Source organism: Candidatus Sulfidibacterium hydrothermale (assembly GCF_020149915.1).
GTDB classification, from domain to species: domain Bacteria; phylum Bacteroidota; class Bacteroidia; order Bacteroidales; family F082; genus Sulfidibacterium; species Sulfidibacterium hydrothermale.
Genome location: NZ_CP083760.1, coordinates 1,586,020 through 1,609,572 on the forward strand (window position 1 = coordinate 1,586,020; position 23,553 = coordinate 1,609,572).

Here is a 23,553-nt window from a genome sequence, read left to right on the forward strand (position 1 = left end):
TTTGTTCAATAAGAGACATAACAAACGGAGCCGGGATGCCTCTATTGAATGTTGGTTATCACTATCTTGCGCTTGGCAGGATAAGAATCATCTTCCATTTCTTATGGCTTTAAAGTTTTTGCAAAAGTATGGCTATTCTGTCAACCGGATGGCTTTTTTATGGCCTGAGCAGCAATTTTGTCTGGTTTTAAATTGGATAGGATTTTTGCTGTTGCGACAAAGATCGTTTTTAAACTTCTTAATTTAGAAGGTTAGAAAGTGTGATTTGAAATAATTTAACTTTTGTAGATTTACTTTATTCAAAGGTTTAAAAGATTGTGTGACGTACAAGCTGCGGGTAGGCTTGCCGAAACGGCGGGCAGGCGGAAGAGTGAATGCCGAAAAGCTTACAGCATTGTGCAAAAGTGCTTGCATTTCTCTTGCGATGAGCAAGAGACTCTTTTGCCGGAGATGTTGCTTTCCGGCAGAGCGGGAAGAAGCATTCGTTTCGGTCGTCTTCTTTGGTTCCTTTCTTGTCTCGTCAAGAAAGGAACAGAAAACGACTTAAAATTCTTTTTACTTCAAGTAAAAAAGCAATTTTACCTGGAATAATGAATGCCATTAAAAAGTAAAATGATTGCTGAGATATATCAATAAGCAAATAGCGTGCAGAATATCAGTAGATTCCGTTTTGTAATTTAGCGAAAGTTTTTATTTTTCACAGTTTATCAAAATTGTAAAAGTTAAGTAAAATGACAAAAACGGGCACATGGCCCGTTTTTGGTTTGATGTAAGCAATATCCGCGAAAGCGGAAAAAATTATTGTTGAATATAATTCAATGCATTCAATGCGGAGACCGTTCCATCGGCAACAGCCGTGGTAATTTGGCGGAAACGTTTAGCGCGGCAGTCGCCGGCTGCAAAAACCCCTTTGATATTGGTTTGCAGGTTTTCGTCCGTTTCAATTTCGTTCCACTGGTTGAGTTTTACCGGTGTATTTTCCAGCGCCTGGGTGTTGGCTTCGTAGCCTACGAAAATAAATACCCCGTCAATTTTTTTGGTGAAAATTTCACCGGTTTTCAGGTTTTTATATTTGATGCCCTCCAGGCTTTCTTTTCCAAAAAATTCCGTAATGTGGGCTCCCATGATATAATCAATCTTCGGATTGGCTTTGGCCTCTTCTACGGCATGTTCAAAAGCCTGAAAATGGTCAAACTCATGAAGAATGGTTACTTTCCGGGCGTACTTTGTCAAGGCTACCGCTTCTTCCAGTGCCGAATTTCCGCCACCCACGACAATAATTTCTTTATCCTGAAAAAAGTCACCATCGCAAGTGGCGCAATAAGAAATACCGCGTCCTTTAAAGGTGTCCTCTCCGGGAACATTCAGGGTGCGTGACCGTCCACCGGTAGAAAGGATGATGGCCGGTGCTGTAAAGACTTCTCCGTTTTCGAGCTCCACCTTTTTTTCGTCGCCTTCCAGTATCAGGTTTTTCAGCTTGATGTTTGATTTGATGACACAGCTGAAATTTTTGGCTTGTTTTTTCATGGCTGAAGCCAGCTGATAGCCACTGATACTTTCGATGCCCGGATAATTGGCTATCTCATAAGTCAGTACCATTTGTCCTCCGGGCATGCCGGTATCAATAATGACGGTTTTTGCTTTGGAGCGTCCCAAATAAATTCCGGCAGTAAGCCCTGCCGGGCCACCGCCTAAAACGATGACATCAAATTTGTTTTCCATAGTGTTTTTACTTTCTTCGCCAATAGGTCCGGTTTGTTTGCCGGAAGGAGATTATTTTTTGAACTCACGGTCCAAAATCTCGGTAATTTGTTCGCGGGTTTGAATGCTGCTGGTAGCTGCCACGACTTTTCCGTTTTTGTAATAAATAGTAAACGGAAGTCCCATAAAACCACGGCATTCGGGAAGTTCGCGAATTACCCGTGCTTCCGGATTGTCAAACAACATGTCGCGAAACTCAACATGCGGATATTCGTCCTGTAACTCTTCCATGATGTCGTAAACAGGAACACACATGGGGCCCATGCGGCCACAACATACCATTACATTTTCGTGATCTTTTAAAATCTGGTTCAGCTCTGCTTCGCTGACAACATGTTTTAAATTTGTGGGTAGTACCATTTTTCTGATTTTTTATGAATGAAAACTGCCGGACATGCAGCACAAATTATGCCAATCGATAGTGTTGTAAATTTCTTAACAGAGAAACGTTTTTACTTGAAATATATAATTTGTTTTTAATGTGTATTTATGACAGGTCAGGTGCGAAAACTGGCAGATTTACGTTTTGTTATGCCTCCAGTTCGCGGCGGACCGATTCAAGAAATTCGGGTAGTTTCTTTTTCCGGTATTGCATAACCCATCGTGGGTGGGGTAGTGGGATCACTTCACCAAAAAACCGGAATTCGTCATTGAGTTTTTTCAGGTAGGAAAAATTTTTTCCGTTGCCAAAACAATAACATTTGTCGGTATAAGTTCCCAGCGTAATTTGGTCCTTGATACTTTTTGTAATAAAAGGTTTTAGGCTGTTTTCCAGTGCTTTGTCATCGTAATAATTAAAGTTTTTTCCGTTTTTGATGAAGCCAAGCGGGCTGACCGCTCCGATGTAAAAACGTTTGTAGAAGGGAGTGGGGCCTCCCATATGCTGAATAAGCCGGTAAACAAATTGTGAAGAGAGTTCCGGTTTTTTATCGAATGGGTTGGTAATGCCACACGTCTGTTCCAGTTGAATGGGGTCTGTAAACGGAATGCCGGTTACTCCGGCACCAAATCGGCCGGGATTAATTCCCAGAATGAGGTGGCGGTTTTGATTGTCGTTGAAATATTGATGATAAAAGCGGTGGCAAACCTGAAGTGTTTCCGGATTCCGGTAAGGATTCATGACCTCAATTCCCAAAGGTAACGTTACGTTTAAGGAAAGGTGTTGGTAAAAAAAGAGTGTTTTTTCTGCAAAAGTCATTTTGATACGATTAAAGGACAAAGGTAAGGCGAAGTTGGAAAAATGTGGGAACGGACGGGAATTTTCTTCCAGAAATGGATTTTTTATGGCTAATTCCTATTTTATACTGGAAGCCTCTTCGTTTCCACTTAATCCATGCTATGTTAATACTTTGAAGGGGAAATAACAATGTCCAAAACAAGATGCTAATTGCGGGCGGTCTCCCGAAACGGGCGGGCCGGCGTAGGCGTGAATGCTGGAAATCTTACAGCACCGAGCAAAAGCGCTTGCATTTCGGTTGATAAACCGGTTCTTTTGCCGGTGATGTTGATTTTCAACAGAGCGGGCAGAAGCTTTCGTTTCGGACCGCCTTCTTTGGTTCATTTCTTGGCGGGACAAGAAATGAACAACAAAAAGAGAACAAAATGGATATGCCTGATTATAAGAACCCGAGAATGAATTTATCGATAAAAATTTTTGATTCAAATGATTGAACCCCTTCGGGGTTCTGCTTCCCGTTATTTTTATCCCACGAGTTTCACCCGTGGTTAATCCCATTCAATCCCTTCGGGATTTCCTTAAAACTATTTTTTAAAAAAGGAAAAACTACAATCATTCACACAGAACAGCCATCTTCTTATCAAAGTAGGATGGTATATATCAGAAGGGAATTAGCCTTCTTTACAGGAAAACAGGCCAGTTTTTCCGTGTTTTCCCCTGTGTACTAAGTAAATTCCGTAAAGCAGACTAATCATTTTACGGCTTTTGCTGTATTCGTTCATTCAGAAAGAATTGTTTTTCCTTGATGCTTTTGGATTGTTTTGATTTTCAGTATTTTGTGGTTTAAAGAATGGATGTTTGAAAAATTTGAAAAAATGGTTTATCTTTGAAGAAAATCCCGATTCTCTTTGGTTTAATCTCTAATTTTGCTCCGAATTTAAGGACCGGGAAACGGTTTTATAAAAATGATAATCAACATTTAAATCAAAGGCAATGAACCTTAACAATATCATGAACGACCTGGAAAAGAAACATCCGGGTGAAGTAGAATTTTTACAGGCAGTACGCGAAGTGCTGGAATCTATTGAAGAAGTGGTCAATGAAAACCCGCAATTCGATTCGGCCAAAGTGATTGAACGGCTGGTAGAACCTGACCGGGTTATTATGTTTAAAGTGCCGTGGATTGATGATAACGGTGATGTACAGGTAAATCTGGGATACCGGGTACAGTTTAATAACGCTTTAGGACCGTACAAAGGCGGTTTGCGGTTTCACCCGAGCGTAAACCTGAGTATTTTGAAATTCCTTGGTTTTGAACAGATCTTTAAAAATGCTTTGACTACACTTCCTATGGGAGGTGGTAAAGGCGGTTCTGATTTTAATCCAAAAGGAAAATCAGATAACGAGATCATGCGTTTTTGCCAGGCTTTTATGCTGGAACTTTGGAAAGTGATTGGACCGGAAACCGATGTTCCGGCTGGTGATGTAGGAGTAGGAGGCAAAGAAATTGGTTACCTGTACGGAATGTATAAAAAACTGGCCCGCGAAAATTCAGGCGTTCTGACCGGAAAAGGTTTGGGCTGGGGCGGAAGCCTGATTCGTCCGGAAGCTACCGGCTTTGGCGGTGTGTATTTCACCAAAGAAATGTTGGCTATGCAAAATGAAACTTTTGAAGGTAAAACCGTGGCTATTTCCGGATTTGGAAATGTGGCCTGGGGCGTGGCCTTGAAAGTGACTGAGCTGGGTGGAAAGATCATTACTATTTCTGGTCCTGACGGATATATTTATGATGAAGAAGGTATTGCCGGTGAAAAAATTGATTATTTGCTCGAACTGCGGGCTTCCAATCAGGATATTGTGGCTCCGTTTGCCGATGAATTTCCGTCTGCTAAATTTATTCCCGGAAAACGTCCGTGGGAAGTAAAATGTGATATTGCCATGCCTTGCGCTATTCAGAATGAACTGAACGGGGACGATGCCAAACTGCTGGTGGAAAATGGGGTTTTGGCTGTTGCTGAAGTTTCCAATATGGGTTGTACCCCCGAAGCCGTTACCCTTTTCCACGAAAAGAAAATTCCTTTTGGCCCCGGAAAAGCCGTGAATGCCGGCGGCGTTGCCGTATCTGGTTTGGAAATGACCCAGAATGCCATGAAACTGGCCTGGACCCGCGAAGAAGTAGATGCCAAGTTGCATCATATCATGTCTTCCATTCACACCGCTTGTATCACGCATGGTACCGAAGATGATGGCTATATTAATTATGTGAAAGGCGCGAATATTGCCGGATTCCTGAAAGTAGCCAATGCAATGATGGATCAGGGGGTGATCTAAAAAAGAATTTTTACAGCTTATCATTTAAATTCATACCTGCTACCGCTCTTGTTTGTTTAACGACGAGAGCGGTTTTTATTTCCTTTTCTCTTTTTCGGAGTAATTTATGGTAAACCATTCATTAGTATTGAGATACAAAACGATATTTTTCTGTGAAATTCTTCACAGAAAAATAGTTTTTCCGGTTTAAAACACGTTATTTTGCGTTATTAATTTATGTTTAACAAATGAGGTTATGGATTGGTTAACATTTTTACTGACAAAGGATTATTTTGTCTTGTTCCTGGTTATCGGACTGGGAATTATGGTGGGCAGGATCAATTTTAAAGGGGTGAAATTTGAGCTCTCAGCAGTGATTTTTGTCGCGCTCTTTTTTGGCTATTTTTATCACCACTATGGGATTGATTTTGAGATTCCGTCTGTTATTCAGGATGTGGGGTTGGTCTTGTTCATCTATACGATTGGTATGCAGGCCGGTCCTTCTTTTTTCAGCGCTTTTAAGGAACAGGGAGCAAAAATGCTGATCCTTGCAGCGATTATTGTTGTTTCGGGAGCGATGATTGCGGTGCTTATTGCTTTTGCTGCTGGAGTGGATATGCCGCTTATGACCGGGCTGTTTACCGGGGCTTTGACATCTACTCCGGGATTGGCTGCTGCCATTGAAGCCTCCGGCTCTCCGCTGGCTTCCATTGGATATGGTGTGGCTTATCCGTTTGGGGTGTTAGGGGTGATCCTTTTTATCAAGATCAGTCCGAAAATTTTCCGGGTTGATTTGAAGAAGGAAGAAGAGAAATTTAAAAAGTCGAGCCGTTTATCGGTGCCGGTGATCACGCATAAAACTTTTGTGGTAACCAATGAAAATATTCATGGAAAAAGTTTGGAGCAGTTGCATATTTATTCAATGACTTGTGCCAGTATTTCGCGTATTATGCGCGAGAATGGTGAGTTAATTGTACCGGCTCCGGATGTAGCCTTATATAAAGGGGATATGGTGAAAGCTGTAGGTACGGAAAAAGCACTTCGCTGTGTGGAAGTTTTAATAGGAAAACCAACCCCAAAAGTGATTCCGCAAAGTGGGAACCTGGAGATCAAATGGTTTGTGGTAAGCAACGAGCGGGTGGTGAATAAAAGTTTGGAAGAATTGAACCTGCTGGAAAATTATCATGCTACGGTTACGCGCATCCGGCGTTCGGGAATTGAACTGATGCCTTTGCCTTCGGTGCGGTTGCGTTACGGTGATAAAGTACTGGTGTCGGTACACAAAGGAAATGTACCTCAATTAACGGCTTTGCTGGGTGATAGTTTGAAACATATCTCAGAAACCAGTTTTTTGCCGGTAGCAGTGGGAATTGTGCTGGGAATAGTGGTAGGAACTCTTGAACTGCCTTTCGGTAATTTACATGTAAAACTGGGATTGACCGGCGGTGTTTTATTGACATCGTTGTTTTTCAGCTGGAAAGGAAAAACAGGGCCGTTGGTGTGGAATCTATCGGGACCGGCTAATCAATTATTACGACAAATGGGATTGTTATTGTTTCTGACGCCTGTGGGTATCCGGGCTGGTGAACATCTGACGGCAGCCTTATCCCAATACGGTTTTAACCTGTTTGGCTACGGTGTGCTGATCACGTTAATCCCCATGTTTATCGCCACTTTTGTAGGAAAAGTCGTTTTAAAAATCAATTTTTTATCCTTGATGGGGGCGCTTACTGGCGGCATGACTTCTACACCCGGTTTAAGTGCGGCAGAATCAATGACGGAAACGGAAGCGCCGCAGTTGGCTTATGCGGCTGTTTATCCGTTCTCGCTCGTTCTTGTTATTCTTGTTGCCGAACTGATGTCAGCACTGGCTTAATTGTTTGCAATACTGTAAAATACACCCCGGTTTTCCCGTACAGAAACAATTTTCTTTTCGTCTTCCAATACATCCAGATATTTGTTGATCTCGTTGATGTGTAATCCGAGAATCTGGTGCAAATCTTCCAGTGTACATGGACGTCGTTTGATGGTTTCCAAAATGGCTGATTCGGTGTCTGAACGGTAGGATACGATTTTTTTGCGGTCGGGTGCGGCTGCAATAATCTTAACCTGTGGAAGATTCCAGAAACGGACAATTTCCGCTAATTCCCGCCGGGTAGCGGCTCTGATTTTATCCACCGCACCCGGCCGGTCCAGGGTGTTCAGCTGAATTTCGTCGGGCTGTATGCGAAGAAAAGCTTCTTTTAGTGCTTCCAGGTTTTCCCGGTTATCATTTAATCCGGGAATAATGAGAACCTCCAGCCAAATTTTCCCGGAATATTCTTTTCTGAAATCGACCAGTCCCTGGATGTATTGGGGAATGTTCAGTGTACGCGGAGGCCGGTTAATTTTCTTGAATGCCACCGGTTCGGCAGCGTCTAACGAAGGGAGGACCACGTCGGCTTCCCTTAGCTCTTTCCGTACTTCCGGATCGTAAAACAGGGTGCCGTTAGTGAGTACAGCTACCGGAACCTCGGTGTGGGTTTTAATAAAATGCAGTACATCGCCTATTCGGTTATTCAACGTGGGCTCGCCGGAGCCGGAAAAGGTGAAAAAGTCGGGGGAAGGATTGTTTTTTAAATAATGTTTTATCTCTTCAGTTACTTTTTCGTAAGGAACATATTCTTCTCTTTCGGTGGTGAGTTTTGTCGTCCGGCCGCATTCGCAATAAACACAATTGAGCGAACAAATTTTATGCGGAATAAGGTCGACGCCCAGCGACATGCCTAAACGACGCGAAGGCACCGGACCAAACAGATATTGGTAAGTCATTTTATTTTTCGTTTTTAATTATAGGCCAGCCGGGTGTCTTCATCGGCGAGTGTGGGCTTTATCCATTCCTGCCATTCTTTGGATTCCCATGTTTTTAATGCCTTGTGCGTCTGATAATATTTTTCCGGAATAGGATGGGTACCTACCACGACTTTCATCCCGTATTTTTCTTCGATAAAACGTTTAAAATGATCGATGTAAGGGCAGGGAGGATAACCTACCACAAAGCCGGTGGCAAAATGAATCACGGTAACCCCGTTCTTTTTCATCTCTTCAGGAGCATATTCGATGTTTCCGCCCGGACAGCCACCACAGTTGGTGTAACCGGCCACTTCCACTTCTTCGTCTTCCGGATAAATACTAAAAGCACCTTCGCGGTTTTGTAAGGCACGGAAGCATTTTCCTCCGGCGCAATTGCGATAACGATCGCAAATAATAATGCCTATTTTGGTTTTTTCCTTCATGGTTTTATACGGATTGGTTGCTTACAAATTTATGGCTTTTAAAACAATATCCCCTTCCTGAACCCCAAGATGATGCGCAATGACCGGACATTTGGCTTTTAACAGGAAAAAGATAGACCGTTTTTCATCGGAAAGCCCTTCGTAATTTCCTTGTCCTTTGCTAATGACGATATCGGCCTTTTGATAAATTTCCAGGAACTGGGGCGTGGCATATCGCATGATGATCCCCGGAGCCGGACTGCCTGAATCAATAAGTGTAGCCACCTCGTCCAATCCGGATAACCGGGCTTCTTCCAGGGTGACATCATTGATGATGGGAGCCGTGCGTACTGCATAAACGACCGGTTTTTTCAGTTGTTGAATCAGCAGTTTGTCAAAAACCGATTCGCCGGCATTGTCTCCAAGGTAAAGAATGGTTTTTGCCCGGTCCAGTTGTTCTTTGAACACTTCGTAATCGAAAATGCCAAAATCACGGACCAGTATCTTTTTTACATCCTGAACGATATTAAACGTTTTATTGATTCCCAGATCGATGACATTTCCGGCAATAGCCAGACGGATAGCCGTAAGTAACGGGTCATCCGATTCCTCGATCATTTTTTCCAGTTCCGGATAAAGTGTCTGGGCTTCCCGGATATGCTGGCGTTTTATTTCCCGGTAAGGATCTGCTACGCCGGTAATCTCGCGGATTTTTCCGTACACCCGGATGCCGGATTCTGCCGGTGTATTTTCCATTGGGATTTCCCGGATCATGCAGCCGACTTCATCCAGTACCTGTTTTATTTTTGTTTTGTCGGAAGTAGCTATTCGCGATGCCCGTAAAGCCTGTTCTACAAAACAGGGAAGACATTCAAGGTATGTTTTCATGAAATCTTGTTTTTTAACTCAAACACATTGCCCGACCGGTCTTTAATAAAAAGCAAATCGCCGTTTTCCCGTTTTTTTCTCAAAACGGGATACCCACCGGACAAACATTTCCGGGCTGTTTCTTCCCGGTCGTCCACTTCAATACAAATGTGGCTGTAGCCGCATTGCAACGTTTCGTGGTGGACGAACAACTCCAGTTTCAACGTCTCGTTTTTCAGAACAACCACTTTTGTTTCCTGGTTTATGCCAAAAAACTGTTGCGAAATATCCGTGGGGAGAGCAAAATCCCACTCTGGTTTAAACGCCAGAATGTCCTTGTAGAATCCTTGAATATCAGATTCTTCAATGATATTTATTCCGATGTGATTCAGTCGCATACGTCAAAAAATTAAAAGCCGGTATTCCCGTAGAACACCGGCTCACAAAGGTAGTTATTCTTTTGGTCTCATTCCTTACCTGGAAATCAGGATTTTTTCAACAGCTCTTCACGAATCATGGTATGGCCGCAGTTGGGACATTTCACCGTGGTGCATTTTACGCCTTGCTGGTGCGGAATTTTTGTGCCGCATTTGGCACAAACACAGTACCCGCCAACACCAAAGCCACCACCATGATTTCTGCCATGTCCGCCTCCGTGTCCGAGACCTTTTCCTGGTGCATCATTATTTCCGAATATACTCATCGTTTTCCTTTTTTTTGTTTTCACAGGGCAAAAGTAATGAACATAAGTTCAAAAGTCAAGTCTTTTAACCAAAAATTTACAAAAAGTTAATGGAAAGTTTACAATAAACAGAATGTTAATGATGATCAAATTCTATCTTTGCGTTGTCAATGATAAAACCATTTAAATCAAGTTTACATGTTTTTTAATCGAAAAAACGGGTTGGCCGGATGGGTTTTGTATGTCCTTTTGTTTCCGGCTGTTTTGCATGCGCAGGATAGTTTATCCGGTTCGCAGCAGAACAGGCAGTATCTTCCCTCCAACGTCCGCATTAGTGGATTATTTTATCTTGCGGCGCAATACAAAACCAGTGAGAATACCCAAAGTTTTTCTTTTTTGGTCCGGAGAGCTTATATGACGGTGCAGGGGCAGTTAGCAAAAAACCTTTCGGCGCGTTATACGCAGGACATCACCATTGACGACGAAGGAGACGATGCCGGGAATATTGAGCTGCGCATTAAATATCTTTATCTGCAATATCAGATTCCAAATTTTTGGGTTTTCCGCAAAAGCCATTTTAAATTTGGTATTGTACAGCGTCCGTGGCTTGACTTTGAAGAGCATATCAATGCATACCGGGTACAGGGAACCATGTTTATGGAACGGAGTGGATTGTTTAACTCCGCCGGTTTTGGGATCTCATTTGAGAGCTTGCTCGGAGGCACACTACCCAAAAAATATCTTCAGACGGTGCACCCGCATTCTCCGGGCCGATATGGCAGTTTTGCCATTGGCTTGTATAACGGTGGCGGCTATCACCGTTTTGAACAAAATCTGGATAAAAATGTGGAAGTCCGTTTAACGTTACGCCCTTTTCCTGAAAGGATTACCGGTTTGCAATTTTCGTATCTTGGAATTTTTGGTACCGGAAATATTCCGGAAACCCCGGCTTTTTACCTCAATGCGGGTATTGTAACTTATGAGGGGAGATATGTAACCCTTACTGCCCAGTATGAAGCAGGAAAAGGAAATAGCTACGGAACTTTTATTGATAGCACTTTTCAGGCTTTGCCCCAAAAAGGATATTCGTTTTATGGCGAAGTGAAAATTCCAAAGACAGCCCTGGCCGTATATGCCCGTTACGATCATTTTTCGCTGGAAAAAGAGAACGACTGGCAAAAGACCACACGTTACATTTGCGGAGCAAGCTGGCGGTTTTATAAACGGAATAAGCTGGTTTTCAGTTATCAGCAGAGCCGGCTATTCGATATGCCCCGGATGGATATTTTTGATCTGGCACTGGATGTTGCTTTTTGATTAAGGCATTTGTTGATGGAATAATGGGATGCAAGTTAAGACTTTATTGTAGGTCAATATATTCCAGTTTTACCGCGTAACGTTCTGTGAAAAAAGCTGTAAAGAATCCCAATGCCCCATGATTGATATTCCCCGGGACATTGGCCGGCGGCCCGCTAAAAAGCGGATTTTTTTCATTGACTTCGTCCTGTAATCCTGTGATGTAATCATAATACTCTCCGGTTATGTTCGACACAAGCAGCGTGTAAAAGTCTCCCGGTTTGAGCATGTCCTGATTCAGTACCTGGATAACCGGACCACTTAAATATCTCCCGTCAAAAAAAACATCTTCTCGTACTACTTTTAATTGAATACTGTCTGTAACAATTTTTCCATTTACCTGGCTGTTAAAAAGATAGTAATCCTTACCGGGAAGATCCTGTCCGTAACACCGGATCATCCATTTGTCAAAATCGGTTGAATATTCGATGCTGAGCGAATCAAGATGAAGACGGGGAGCGGGAACAAAAGTCTGACTTTCGTAATCGGTATATCCGCCTACCGGTTCTTTTAACCGGATTTTAAGCTGAAACGTATCATTGGGAATGAGCCGAAAAGAAGAATCTCTTAAATAATAGGTTCCGGGATTGGTTTTGGATTCTTGCAACGACCACTGTTCGGTATTATGTTCCACTACAACAGATGCATCGGAAACGGACGGTGTGGGTTGATCGGAAAAATAACCCGCTGTTTTTGATAACCTGACCCAGGAAACAGAGTCTGTATCAAAAAGATAGCCCTCCACGACCAGCTTTTCATCGCCTGTTTTTAAAGGGATGTCAATACGCTCGGTACATGATATTAGAGCTAACGCCATGAACACCAATATTTTAAATTTCGTTATTTTCATCCTGCTCAAAATTTGAAGTTATAGGTAATGGTGGGGATAATACCGAACAAATAGGTCATTTCGGCATAAGTGGATTGCGGTACTTCCGGATCATTCTGAAAATTAATGACCCACGGATTTTTCCGGTTGTAAACATTATAGATGGAAAAATTAAGCTGACTGTGACATTTTTTTTCTTTCGATGGTTTTAAATTCCAGATCAACGCAAGATCCAGACGGTGATAGTCTGCCATGCGGTAACTGTTTCGTGCCGAGTAAACCGGAATAATGGTATTACTGTATTCATAACGGCTGACCGGAAAAGTAACCGGTTGTCCGGTAAGGTAAACCCAATTCATGCTTACGAGCCATTTTTTATTGATTCGGTAATTTAATGTGACCGAAACATCATTTGGCCGGTCGTAAGGAGATGGGTAAGTGTCTCCGTTGTTGATATCCGGAATAACCCGGAAACTTCGTGAATAGGTGTAACTTACCCATCCCGTAAGTTTTCCGGTTGTTTTTCTGAGCATAAACTCCAGTCCGTAACTGTAGCCCCGGCCGGTTCGGATCTCACCGTCGAGATATTTGTTCAATAATAAATCGGCATGATCTTTAAAATCAACGGCGTGATGAATCCATTTGTAATAAAGTTCTGTGGAAAGAAAAAAGGCCCCGTTTTTAAACTGATGGTAAAAACCGGTGGCTATTTCATCCGCCGACTGCGGTTTGATATTGGGATCCGCCGGAAACCAAATATCCATTGGATTTCCGGCAGTTGAATTTTGAGCTTGCTGTACATATTGATAGTTGCGAGAATAACTGGCTTTAAGGCTGCTTGAGTTGTTTAGCTGAAAGACAAGCCCCAGCCGGGGTTCAATGCCTGAATAAGTATTGTAGATCCGGCTGGAAGTGTAAACCGATGAGTCCGTTACAACATATTGTTCATTGTAATGATATACGGTTGCCGGTCCCAGATTGCTAAATAGCGAAAACCGGACTCCGTATTTCAGCGTAAATTTTCCGGCTTTTAGCTGATGACTGACGTACAAAGCATTTTCTAACGCGTAGTTGTCCGGTAACCGGTATTCATCAATGATGGCTTCTTTACCAATTCCTTCAATTCGTCCGGGATAAAAATCATGATAGATGATTGAAAACCCGAAACTCAGTTTGTTTTTGGGGTCGATAAACCAATCGAAGTGATCTTTAAAAGCAAAATCGGTGAGTGATGATTGCCACTCAAAAGCCCTGGGATTGTCTTCTGAAAGGCCTAAATTGTAATCAAACCGGCTGATAATAGCAGAAAAATTAGAGAAAAGCTTCTCGCCAAAAATATGATTCCACCGGAAAGTTCCGGTGGCATTTCCCCAGTCCATTTTCAAATAATCGTTTTTAAATACATCTTTGCCAAAATAACCGGAGAAAAAGAAATGGTTGTTATTGTTCAGTGAAAAATTGAGTTTGGTATTCAAATCATAAAAATAGAGCTGGTTATTGCGGAGATCGTCGTTTCTCGACAATTTAAGAAACAGGTCGGCATACGTGCGGCGGCCGCTGATCATAAAAGAAGCTTTGTTTTTCACAATGGGGCCTTCAAGCATCAGTCGGCTGGAAATGAGCCCTATACCGCCTTGCCCGTGAAACGTTTTGTTGTTCCCCTCTTTCATACGTACTTCGATGAGTGAAGACAGTCTCCCGCCATATTCAGCCGGGATGTCTCCTTTGTAGAGTTTTACGTTTTGCACGGCATCCGGATTAAAAACCGAAAAGAAACCCATCAGATGCCCGGCGTTGTATACCGTGGCTTCATCCAGTAAAATCAGGTTCTGGTCTGGACCGCCGCCGCGAACACTCATGCCGGAAGATCCTTCGGCTACAAATTTTACTCCGGGAAGCATTTGTAAGGCTTTTATCAAATCCACTTCTCCCAGCAGGGAAGGCATCACCGCAATATTTTTCATGCTCATTTTTGTGACAGACATTTGTGGCGCTGTAAGATGCTCTTGCCTGGCAGATGATTTTATTTCTACCTCTCGTAGTTGACCTGAACTACTGCTCAAATCAATGTTTATAAGGGTATCTTTTTGAAGATGAATAGTTTGTGTGCGGCTTTTGTATCCGATAAATGAAAATACAAGATGATAATTTCCTGCCGGCAGGGTAATGGAATAAAATCCGTAACTGTTAGAAACGGTTCCTGTTTTTAGTTCCAAAACCGAGATCGTCGTTCCCGGCAAAAATTCCCCGGTGTTTTTGTCGCGTATATGACCACTGATGGTATAACGTCCGGTTTTTTGTCCGTAAGCAGCACTTAGGATGAAAACAAAGAAAAATACCGGCAATACCGAATAAAAACGTTTTTGAAAAAAAGAAAAAATACTCATCTTTTGGTCTTTCGGCAGGTTCGTTGAATGCTGCATGGGCAAAGATAAATAAACCCTGTCACCGGAAGACCCGCTCATTGAAATATTTAGCTTTTACCGATGAACTGCCTTTTGTTTTCGTCCAACAAGGAAAACTTTAAGACAAAACCGGTGGGGTTATCCCATTTTTTGAATTTCATTTATCTTTTCGGTTTGCTCGTTATGAAACAGCCGGCGGTTCAATGCCTGCAGGGTTTTTTCTTTGTCGCCGGTATCCACCAGCAACGAAAAATTATACGGACTGGCGCCGTACGATATCATCCGGATGGGAATATCGTTTAAAGCCGCAAACAACTGGTTGGCATAACCGGGTTCGTGTGCATGGATAAGTCCCACCACCCCCACAATGGTTTTGTTTTTTTCCACATCCACCCGGCCATACGGTTTCAGTGCTTCCACAATTTCCGGCAAACGGCGGTCATCGTCAATGGTAATCGAAACTGCCACTTCCGAAGTGGTAACCATGTCGATGGGCGTTTCAAATGTTTCAAAAACTTCAAACACTTTTCGCATAAATCCGTAAGCCAGCAGCATCCGGCTCGACTTGATGCGGATGGCGGTAATGCCGTCGCGGGCGGCCACCGCTTTAAATCCTTTTCCGTCGTGTTGTGCGGTGATGGTTGTTCCCGGGTCTTCCGGATGCATCGTGTTTTTCAGTAAAACGGGGATGTCGGCCTTTTGTGCCGGCAAAATGGTCATGGGATGCAGAATTTTTGCCCCGAAATAAGCCAGCTCGGCAGCCTCGTCAAAACGCAGGTGCCGCACCGGACGGGTGTTTTCCACAACGCGCGGATCGTTATTTTGCACACCGTCAATATCAGTCCATATCTGAATTTCTTCTGCCCCTGCGGCAGCCCCGAAAAGCGATGCCGAATAGTCGCTGCCACCGCGACCGAGATTATCCGTCTCGCCCCGGTGGTTCCGGCAAATAAATCCCTGGGTTACAAAAACCTGCGTGTTGCGATGCTTTTGAAAAGTAATCCATAACCGTTTTTCAAGCTCATCCTGCCGGGGTTCGCCCTGCTCGTCCAGCCACATCAACTGTGTGGCATCCAGCCACACTGCCTCAATTCCGTTTTGTAACAACAACCGGTGAAACAAAAAAGTCGAAAGCTTTTCGCCGGCAGCCAGTACATCTTTTTCAGCAGCTTTCGTAAGGTTTTTCAACCGGTCCGATATCCCGTTAAAAACCGTTTCGATATAAAAAAAGGTCTCTTTACCGGCATCATCCGATATTTCGCGGGCCGTGGCAAAATAAAAATCTTTTAACGATTTCACCTCTTGCCCAACCGCTTCCATGTTACCGTTCTTAGCTGCTGCAATCATTCCGGTTAGTCTGTCGGTGGTGCCGCCCATGGCCGAGAGCACGACAAAAACAGGGGCTTCGCGTTGTATCAAAGGAACTATTTTTTTCATCTTTCCGGCCGATCCAACCGAAGTGCCGCCAAATTTTAAAACTTTCATCTTTTCCGTTTCATTTGTTATTAATCAAAAAAAAAACCCGGCCATTTTCATGACCGGGCTTGCCTTTTTATTACTGATATACCATCAAAACAACAATCGCCGGTCATGGTTTCCCATCCGTTTCAACTGTTTATTATGTTTGGTATATAACATGCTCAACATCTTTTCGCGACAAATGTAAAAATATTTTTGAATGCCAACTGCTTTATCCCGATTTTTTTGTTTTGGGCGGCCGGGCGCACTGTTCGCTATAGTCCCCGTGCCACAAGCCCTGTTTCGCCACGGCAGCACACGAGCTTCCGCTGGTCGCTGTCTGCTGCTACCCTGGCTGCGCAGCCAGTCAGGCGGGCCTGCCCGACTGTGCAGCCAGGCGGGCTCTACAACGGCTTCTGCCACGGGGCGCTGCCGCTTCCATTGCTGCCGCAGGGTAAACCAATTCAAAAAGAAATTCTACTTTTGCACCATGCGAATCGATATCATTACCATATTTCCCGAAATGTTCGAAGGCCCTTTCAGCCATTCCATTATCAAACGGGCACAGGAAAAAGGGCTGGCAGAAATCCATCTGCATCAGTTGCGTGATTTTACCAACGACAAGCACCGCAAAGTGGACGACTATGCTTTTTCAGGCGGTGCCGGCATGGTGATGATGATTGAACCCGTGGCCCGTGCCATCGAGCATCTGCAAGAACAACGCCACTACGACGAAGTAATTTACACCAGTCCCGACGGCGAACTGCTCGACCAGCCCATGGCCAATCGCTTGTCCACACTCGAAAACATCATCATTTTATGCGGCCATTACAAAGGTATCGACGAACGTATCCGCGAACATCTGATCACCCGCGAAATTTCCATTGGCAATTACGTATTGTCCGGTGGTGAGCTGGCGGCGGCTGTCATTACCGATGCTGTGGTGCGTCTTATTCCCGGCGTGCTCGGTAACGAAGTTTCCGCGCTGACCGATTCGTTTCAAAACAACCTGGTTTCGCCGCCGGTTTATACCCGCCCGCGTGACTTTCGTGGCTGGAAAGTCCCCGATATCCTGCTTTCGGGCAACGAAAAACGCATTGAAGAGTGGAAGTTCGAACAGTCGGTTGAACGAACAAAAAAACGTCGCCCCGGCTTGCTGAAAAACGAAGAGCAATAAATCAAGTACTCGTCCGCGTTTCCACAGAATAACGAAAGCATTAAAAATGCCTGCATAAATTCGTCCTCGTTACAAACAAGGACGATGCAGGAGATGTTTCGCTACGCTCAACATGACAAAATTATTCTTTGTTCTCTTTTAAAACTTCTGTCCTCCTGAACACCGTGAAGGAACTTAATATCCAGCTAAAATTTAAATACTCGTCCGTGTTTCCCAACGCGGACGTATTTCCACAGAATAACAAAAGCATTAAAAATGCTTGCATAAATCGTTCTCGTTACAAACAAGGACGATGCAGGAGATGTTTCGCTTTGCTCAACATGACAAAATTATTCTTTGTTCTCTTTTAAATCTCCTGTCCTCCTGAACACCGTGAAGGAACTCAATATCCAGACATAAAGATTTAAATACTCGTCCGTGTTTCCCAACGCGGACGCATTTCCACAGAATAACAAAAGCATTAAAAATGCCTGCATAAATCGTTCTCATTACAAACAAGGACGATGCAGGAGATGTTTCGCTTTGCTCAACATGACAAAATTATTCTTTGTTTTCTTTTAAATCTCCTGTCCTCCTGAACATCGTGAAGAACTCAATATCCAGACATAAAAATTTAAATACTCGTCCGTGTTTCCCAACGCGGACGCATTTCCACAGGATAACTTTTCAAGTCGAACCGGACTTGAAAAGTTGTGTAACAGGTTTTTACCGGCGAATTGCCACAAAAAAACCGGATAACAAGTACCCGGTTTTTTCAGCATAAAGTACGTTTCTATTTCGGCAGTCCGAATTTATCCACGACAAAATCGATGTCTTTGTCGCCGCGGCCACTCAGGTTGACCAAAATCGATTCCCGTTTGTGTTCTTTGGCCATTTTCAGTGCATAGGCTACAGCATGGGCACTTTCCAGTGCCGGAATAATGCCTTCCATCCGGCTTAGCTCATAAAAAGCATCAATGGCTTCCTGGTCCGAAATGGTAACATATTCCACTTTTTTCATGTCTTTCAGCATGCTGTGTTCCGGTCCTACGCCGGGATAATCCAGTCCGCTGGCTACGGAATACACCGGTGCCGGGTTTCCTTCATCATCCTGCAACACATAACATTTAAAACCATGAATCATTCCGGGTTTACCCAGTGTCATGGTAGCGGCATGTTCGCCCGGTTTAAACGATTTCCCGGAGGGTTCCACACCGTATAATTTACATTCTTCGTCTTCAATAAACCCTGAGAACAGTCCCATGGCATTGCTTCCGCCGCCAACACAGGCTACCACATTATCGGGCAGTTCACCGGTCATTTCCGCAAATTGTTCTCTGGCTTCGACGCCTACCACATGCTGAAAATCACGTACCATCATTGGGAATGGGTGAGGGCCGACTACCGAGCCGATGCAATAAAGCGAATTTTCACTGTCGTTCACATAGGCATCAAAAGCCGAGTCAACCGCTTCTTTCAGCGTTTTCAGTCCGTGGGTAACCGGAATTACTTTGGCGCCGAGAATTTCCATCCGCACCACATTCGGGTGTTCTTTGGCCATATCCACTTCACCCATATGAATTTCACATTCCAGTCCGAAATAAGCTGCCGCGGTGGCCAAGGCTACACCATGTTGTCCGGCACCTGTTTCGGCAATCAGTTTTTTCTTTCCCATATATTTGGCCAGCAACGCTTCACCCATACAGTGATTCAGCTTGTGGGCTCCCGAATGGTTCAAATCTTCTCTTTTCAAATAAATCCGGCCGCCATATTTTTCTGATAACCGGTTACAAAAATAAACCGGTGTAGGCCTTCCCTGGTAGTGTTTTCGAATGCTGCGCAATTCAGAAATAAAGCTGTGCGATTTGCTGATGGCATAGTAAGCATCCGTAATTCGTTTCATTTCCTGTTCAAGATGGGGCGGTAAAAATGCGCCACCATACGCTCCGAAATACCCTTCTTCGTTGGGGTACTTTTTCAAATAATTTTCCGACATAATTTTAACTGTATAAAGATGGCCGTAAAAGTAGAAAATTCCTGTAGAAAACAAAAAAAGCCCGAAACGGTTTCCGCCCGGGCTTTTTATGGTGTGGTAATAATTTATAAATGAATAACTTCGTCGTATGCCGCTGCAACCGCTTCCATAATGGCTTCTGACATGGTAGGATGCGGATGAACCGATTTGATGATCTCTTCACCGGTAGTTTCCAGCCTGCGGGCCACAACTACTTCGGCAATCATTTCGGTAACATTTTCGCCAATCATGTGACAACCCAGCCATTCGCCATATTTGGCATCAAAAATAACTTTGACAAAACCTTCTTTTTTCCCGGCAGCACTGGCTTTTCCGGATGCCGTAAACGGAAATTTCCCGACTTTGATGTCGTATCCGGCTTCACGGGCAGCCTTTTCAGTGAGTCCCACGCTGGCTACTTCAGGGCTGGTATAAGTACAGGCCGGAATATTTCCATAATCCACCGGCTGAACATCTTTCCCCGCAATTTTTTCCACACAGGTAATTCCTTCGTGCGACGCGGTATGGGCCAGTGCCGGACCATGTACGATATCGCCGATGGCGTAGTAACCCGGAACATTGGTACGGTAAAAATCGTCTACAACAACCTTCCCTTTTTCCGTTTTTATTCCGGTTTCTTCCAGCCCGATACCTTCGATGTTGGTGGTGATGCCTACCGCTGAAAGAACAATGTCCGCTTCGACTTCTACCATGCCCTTTTTGGTTTTAATACTTACTTTGCAGTTTTCTCCTGAAGTATCAACTTTTTCCACGGATGACTCCAGCATGACTTTCATTTTGGCTTTTTTAAAAGACCGGGCCAGTTGTTTGCTGACTTCTTCATCTTCAAGCGGAACCACATTGGGGAGAAACTCTACCAAAGTAACCTGAACACCCAAACTGTTAAAGAAAAAAGCAAATTCTGATCCGATGGCCCCGGAACCGACAACGACCATACTTTTCGGCAATTTTTCCAGTGTCATTGCCTGCCGGTATCCAATGATCTTTTTACCATCCTGCGGAAGATTGGGAAGCTCTTTAGAGCGAGCTCCGGTAGCAATAATAATATGCTCCCCTTCAATAATCTGCTTTTTGCCGTCAGCGGTTGAAACTTCGATCTTTTTCCCGGGTTTGACGACTCCAAAACCCGATATCAGATCAATTTTATTTTTCTTGAACAAATATTGTACGCCTTTGCTCATACCCTCAGCCACCTGACGACTGCGGGCTACGATAGCCGGTAAATCGGGCTCAATGTCACCTTTGATGGAAATGCCATAATCAGCCGCATGCCGGGCATATTGAAATACCTGAGCGCTTTTTAATAACGCTTTGGTAGGAATACAGCCCCAATTAAGGCATACTCCACCAATTTCGGCTTTTTCCACTACGCCTACCTTAAAACCCAGTTGGGCAGCACGGATGGCAGCCACATAACCGCCAGGGCCACTTCCTAAAATCAAAATATCGTATTTCATGGTTTGTGTGTTTTGTTGTATCTGCAAAAATACGATTTCAGTTTCTTTAAAAGGCCAATTGGGTGAAAATTATTTTGTTTTGTTCTAAATAGTTATTTCTAATCCGGATTTTTACCCGCAGGCAAAAAAATAAGGAAAAAAGAAAAAGATGTTGGATAAATAATAAATTTGCTGACAGAAAGTTTCTTTAGTATAGTCGGTATCCATGCAAAAAAATACCATTCCTTTTATTGTTTTGTTTTTTCTGCTGTTTTGGCTGAATTCGTCTGCTTTGTTTGCTCAAACCGCAGTATTGGAAGGTTTTGTGGTTCGTGAGAAAAATTTACCGGCAGATTTGGTCAATGTTCAGCTGGTAGGAACGTCGCAGGGCACAACGACGGACAGAAAAGGCTATTTTAAACTGGATGTGCCTGCAAACCGTCCCCTGCATGTGGTTATGAGTTATGTGGGATACCGGCGGGTGGATACTACTTTGCAGCTGAGACCGGGGGAGCGATTGACATTACATATCAAATTGAAACCGAGCAGTACCAATCTTCCCGGATTTGAAGTGAAAGATGAACAGTTGCGAACGGAAAATATTATCCGGTTAAATCCGCGAAATGCCTTAGTGTCTCCGGCTGTTGCCGGAGGAGTGGAAAGTTTGATTAAAACTTTGCCCGGTGTTTCTTCAAATAATGAGCTTAGTTCACAATATTCGGTACGTGGTGGAAACTACGATGAAAACCTGGTGTTTGTGAATGGAATGGAAATCTACCGCCCGTTCCTGGTAAACAGCGGACAGCAGGAAGGCCTGAGTTTTATCAATCCGGCATTGGTTTCCGGTATTTTGTTTTCAGCCGGAGGCTTTGGCGTGCAGTATGGCGATAAAATGTCGTCCGTTTTGGATATCCGTTACCGGCATCCCACACAGTTTGGGGCGGGTGTCTCTTTGAGTTTTCTGGGAGCTGATTTGTATGTGGAAGGACTGAGCCGGAATAAACGGTTTACCTATCTGATGGGAGCCCGTTATAAAACAAACCGTTATCTGTTGGGAAGTTTGGAAACAAACGGTGACTATCAGCCGAATTTTGCTGATTTTCAAGGCGTATTCACTTATCAGTTGAATGAAAAATGGGATGTTTCGTTATTGACTTATTTGTCGTTGAACCGGTATAAAGTGGTTCCTTCCGACCGAGAAACCGATTTTGGAACGGTGAATCAAACATTACGGTTTAATGTTTATTTTGACGGGCAGGAAGTGGATCAATACAATCTCGTTCAGTCCGGACTGACATTTCATTATCATCCCAATAAAAAAATGAATATGCAGTTTATTGCTTCTGCTTTTCAAACGGATGAATCGGAAACGTATGATGTACAGGGGCAATATTGGATCGGATTGGTGGAAGACCGTAATCAGGAAAAAGATCAGGGCGAAGCGATTCAGACTTTTGGTGTGGGGACGTATTTGCGCCATGCCCGGAATTATTTTACCGCACGGGTATTTTCATTGGCACACAAGGGAACGCTGCAAAAAAGCAATCATTTTTTACGGTGGGGCATAAAGTATCAGTTTCAGTACGTAGATGACGATCTTCATGAGTGGGAATTGAATGATTCGGCGGGTTATTCTTTGCCGAACCCGGTGGACCAACCCGGAAGTTTACAGCCGGAACGCAGCGATTTTAATTTGTATTACTATGCCCGGGCCAGCCATACGCTGGATATTCACCGGATTTCGGCGTATGGTTCCGATCGATGGACATTTCAGCTAAAAGATAAAAGCCTTTTGTTGTTTACGGCGGGCGTACGATTGTATTGGTGGAGTTATGCCCGGGAATTTCTGGTCAGTCCGCGGTTTAATCTGGCTTACAAACCGTCTGCACATCCCAATTGGGTGCTTCGGTTTGCTACCGGCGTTTATGATCAGCCGCCTTTTTACCGGGAAATGCGGAATATGGATGGTTCGCTGAATCCGGATATCCGTTCACAACAGGCTATTCATTTTATTCTCGGTGGTGATTATCGCTTTCAGATGTGGAACCGGCCGTTTATTTTTACTACGGAAGCGTATTATAAAAAGCTGAATCACCTGATTCCGTACGAGGTGGATAATTTACGTATCCGGTATTATGCCAATATGACGGCCAAAGGTTATGCGGCCGGAATTGATTTTAAACTGTATGGCGAATTTGTAAAAGGAATAGACAGTTGGATCACCCTTTCGGTGATGAAAACCGCACAGGACATCAACGGTGATTTTTACTATAATTATTACAATGCAGCCGGAGAAGAATTACCTCCTGATGAACATGCTGTTGCCGTAGACAGTGTAAAAGTGGAACCGGGTTACATTCCGCGTCCTACCGACCGGCGGTTTAATTTTACCATATTCTTTCAGGATTATATTCCGCAACACGAACAGTTTAAGGTGCATTTGCGCCTGTTGTACGGCAGCGGTTTGCCTTTTGGCCCGCCTCAGTCACAGCCTTATCAGCAAACATTACGAATGCCTGCATACCGGCGCGTGGATATCGGTTTTTCCTGGAATCCGCTGGACAAAAAAATAAAAAGTCTTTCGCACAGTACCGTGAAATCCATGTGGGTAAGTTTGGAGATTTTTAATCTTTTTCAAACGTATAATACGGTATCTTATACCTGGATAAAAGACATCTATAACCGGTCGTTTGCTGTTCCGAATTATCTAACAACAAGAAGGGTAAATCTGAAAGTGTCGTTAAAATTTTAGGAGAAAGAAAACCTTCGTCCGGTTTGCCTGTTTTGCAGGCTGACTTTGCAGATTGTTGTATCTTTGCTCTCTCAA

At 43.7% G+C, this 23,553-nt stretch carries 18 protein-coding genes; 5 read left to right on the forward strand and 13 right to left on the reverse strand.

The genetic code is table 11. The annotated features are described in order from the left end of the window. Positions 1-798 precede the first annotated feature (798 nt). The 3 genes from LA303_RS06170 to LA303_RS06180 all read right to left on the reverse strand — a co-directional run bounded on the left by LA303_RS06170 (position 799) and on the right by LA303_RS06180 (position 2,959). Positions 799-1,722, reverse strand: a complete 924-nt coding sequence (locus tag LA303_RS06170; protein ID WP_240527047.1) for an NAD(P)/FAD-dependent oxidoreductase — start codon at positions 1,720-1,722, stop codon at positions 799-801. Between the two features lie 51 nt (positions 1,723-1,773). Further along, complete coding sequence (locus tag LA303_RS06175; protein WP_240527048.1) at positions 1,774-2,121, reverse strand: thioredoxin family protein; 348 nt, start codon at positions 2,119-2,121, stop codon at positions 1,774-1,776. Between the two features lie 169 nt (positions 2,122-2,290). Continuing rightward, positions 2,291-2,959 (reverse strand): uracil-DNA glycosylase family protein, encoded by a 669-nt coding sequence (locus tag LA303_RS06180; RefSeq protein WP_240527049.1) that lies wholly within the window; start codon positions 2,957-2,959, stop codon positions 2,291-2,293. Positions 2,960-3,931: 972 nt separating this feature from the next. Here LA303_RS06180 and gdhA point away from each other — a divergent pair. Next, a complete protein-coding gene (gene gdhA, locus LA303_RS06185; protein ID WP_240527050.1) occupies positions 3,932-5,269 on the forward strand; it encodes an NADP-specific glutamate dehydrogenase in 1,338 nt (445 codons plus the stop codon). A 235-nt stretch (positions 5,270-5,504) separates the two neighbouring features. Beyond that, complete coding sequence (locus LA303_RS06190; protein WP_240527051.1) at positions 5,505-7,124, forward strand: aspartate:alanine exchanger family transporter; 1,620 nt, start codon at positions 5,505-5,507, stop codon at positions 7,122-7,124. Here the strand turns inward: LA303_RS06190 and LA303_RS06195 are convergent. The 5 genes from LA303_RS06195 to LA303_RS06215 form a co-directional block, all read right to left on the reverse strand. Next, positions 7,121-8,059 carry a radical SAM protein gene (locus tag LA303_RS06195; protein WP_240527052.1) on the reverse strand — a complete coding sequence of 313 codons (939 nt, stop codon included), beginning with the start codon at positions 8,057-8,059 and terminating at the stop codon, positions 7,121-7,123. The two genes, LA303_RS06190 and LA303_RS06195, sit on opposite strands and share 4 nt — an antisense overlap. A 14-nt stretch (positions 8,060-8,073) precedes the next feature. Continuing rightward, entirely contained in the window at positions 8,074-8,523 is a 450-nt protein-coding gene (locus LA303_RS06200) for a CGGC domain-containing protein (RefSeq protein WP_240527053.1), read from the reverse strand. A gap of 21 nt (positions 8,524-8,544) precedes the next feature. After that, positions 8,545-9,390 carry a damage-control phosphatase ARMT1 family protein gene (locus tag LA303_RS06205; RefSeq protein ID WP_240527054.1) on the reverse strand — a complete coding sequence of 282 codons (846 nt, stop codon included), beginning with the start codon at positions 9,388-9,390 and terminating at the stop codon, positions 8,545-8,547. After that, a complete protein-coding gene (locus LA303_RS06210) occupies positions 9,387-9,767 on the reverse strand; it encodes a VOC family protein (RefSeq protein WP_240527055.1) in 381 nt (126 codons plus the stop codon). Before LA303_RS06210 ends, LA303_RS06205 begins: the two co-directional genes overlap by 4 nt. A gap of 86 nt (positions 9,768-9,853) precedes the next feature. After that, the gene (locus LA303_RS06215) at positions 9,854-10,072 is read right to left on the reverse strand and encodes a hypothetical protein (protein WP_240527056.1); all 219 of its coding nucleotides are present in this window, start codon (positions 10,070-10,072) and stop codon (positions 9,854-9,856) included. A gap of 177 nt (positions 10,073-10,249) precedes the next feature. On the opposite strand from LA303_RS06215, the gene LA303_RS06220 reads away from it, so the two are divergent. Then, positions 10,250-11,368: a hypothetical protein gene (locus LA303_RS06220; protein WP_240527057.1), complete on the forward strand. Its 1,119-nt coding sequence runs from the start codon at positions 10,250-10,252 to the stop codon at positions 11,366-11,368. Between the two features lie 43 nt (positions 11,369-11,411). Here LA303_RS06220 and LA303_RS06225 read toward each other — a convergent pair whose 3' ends face one another. The 3 genes from LA303_RS06225 to LA303_RS06235 form a co-directional block, all read right to left on the reverse strand. Then, a complete protein-coding gene (locus LA303_RS06225; protein ID WP_240527058.1) occupies positions 11,412-12,224 on the reverse strand; it encodes a DUF4249 domain-containing protein in 813 nt (270 codons plus the stop codon). A gap of 38 nt (positions 12,225-12,262) precedes the next feature. Further along, positions 12,263-14,623 carry a TonB-dependent receptor gene (locus LA303_RS06230; protein ID WP_240527059.1) on the reverse strand — a complete coding sequence of 787 codons (2,361 nt, stop codon included), beginning with the start codon at positions 14,621-14,623 and terminating at the stop codon, positions 12,263-12,265. Positions 14,624-14,779: 156 nt separating this feature from the next. After that, positions 14,780-16,126, reverse strand: a complete 1,347-nt coding sequence (locus LA303_RS06235; RefSeq protein ID WP_240527060.1) for an aspartate kinase — start codon at positions 16,124-16,126, stop codon at positions 14,780-14,782. A 463-nt stretch (positions 16,127-16,589) separates the two neighbouring features. On the opposite strand from LA303_RS06235, the gene trmD reads away from it, so the two are divergent. Further along, on the forward strand, positions 16,590-17,276 hold the full coding sequence (trmD, locus tag LA303_RS06240) for a tRNA (guanosine(37)-N1)-methyltransferase TrmD (protein ID WP_240527061.1): 687 nt from the start codon (positions 16,590-16,592) through the stop codon (positions 17,274-17,276). Positions 17,277-18,048: 772 nt separating this feature from the next. Here the strand turns inward: trmD and trpB are convergent. Together trpB and lpdA are read right to left on the reverse strand one after the other, a co-directional pair. Next, complete coding sequence (gene trpB / locus LA303_RS06245; protein ID WP_240527062.1) at positions 18,049-19,251, reverse strand: tryptophan synthase subunit beta; 1,203 nt, start codon at positions 19,249-19,251, stop codon at positions 18,049-18,051. Positions 19,252-19,355: 104 nt separating this feature from the next. Beyond that, complete coding sequence (lpdA, locus tag LA303_RS06250) at positions 19,356-20,747, reverse strand: dihydrolipoyl dehydrogenase (RefSeq protein ID WP_240527063.1); 1,392 nt, start codon at positions 20,745-20,747, stop codon at positions 19,356-19,358. Between the two features lie 205 nt (positions 20,748-20,952). Between lpdA and LA303_RS06255 the strand changes: the two genes are divergently transcribed. Further along, complete coding sequence (locus LA303_RS06255) at positions 20,953-23,478, forward strand: TonB-dependent receptor (protein ID WP_240527064.1); 2,526 nt, start codon at positions 20,953-20,955, stop codon at positions 23,476-23,478. Positions 23,479-23,553 lie beyond the last annotated feature (75 nt).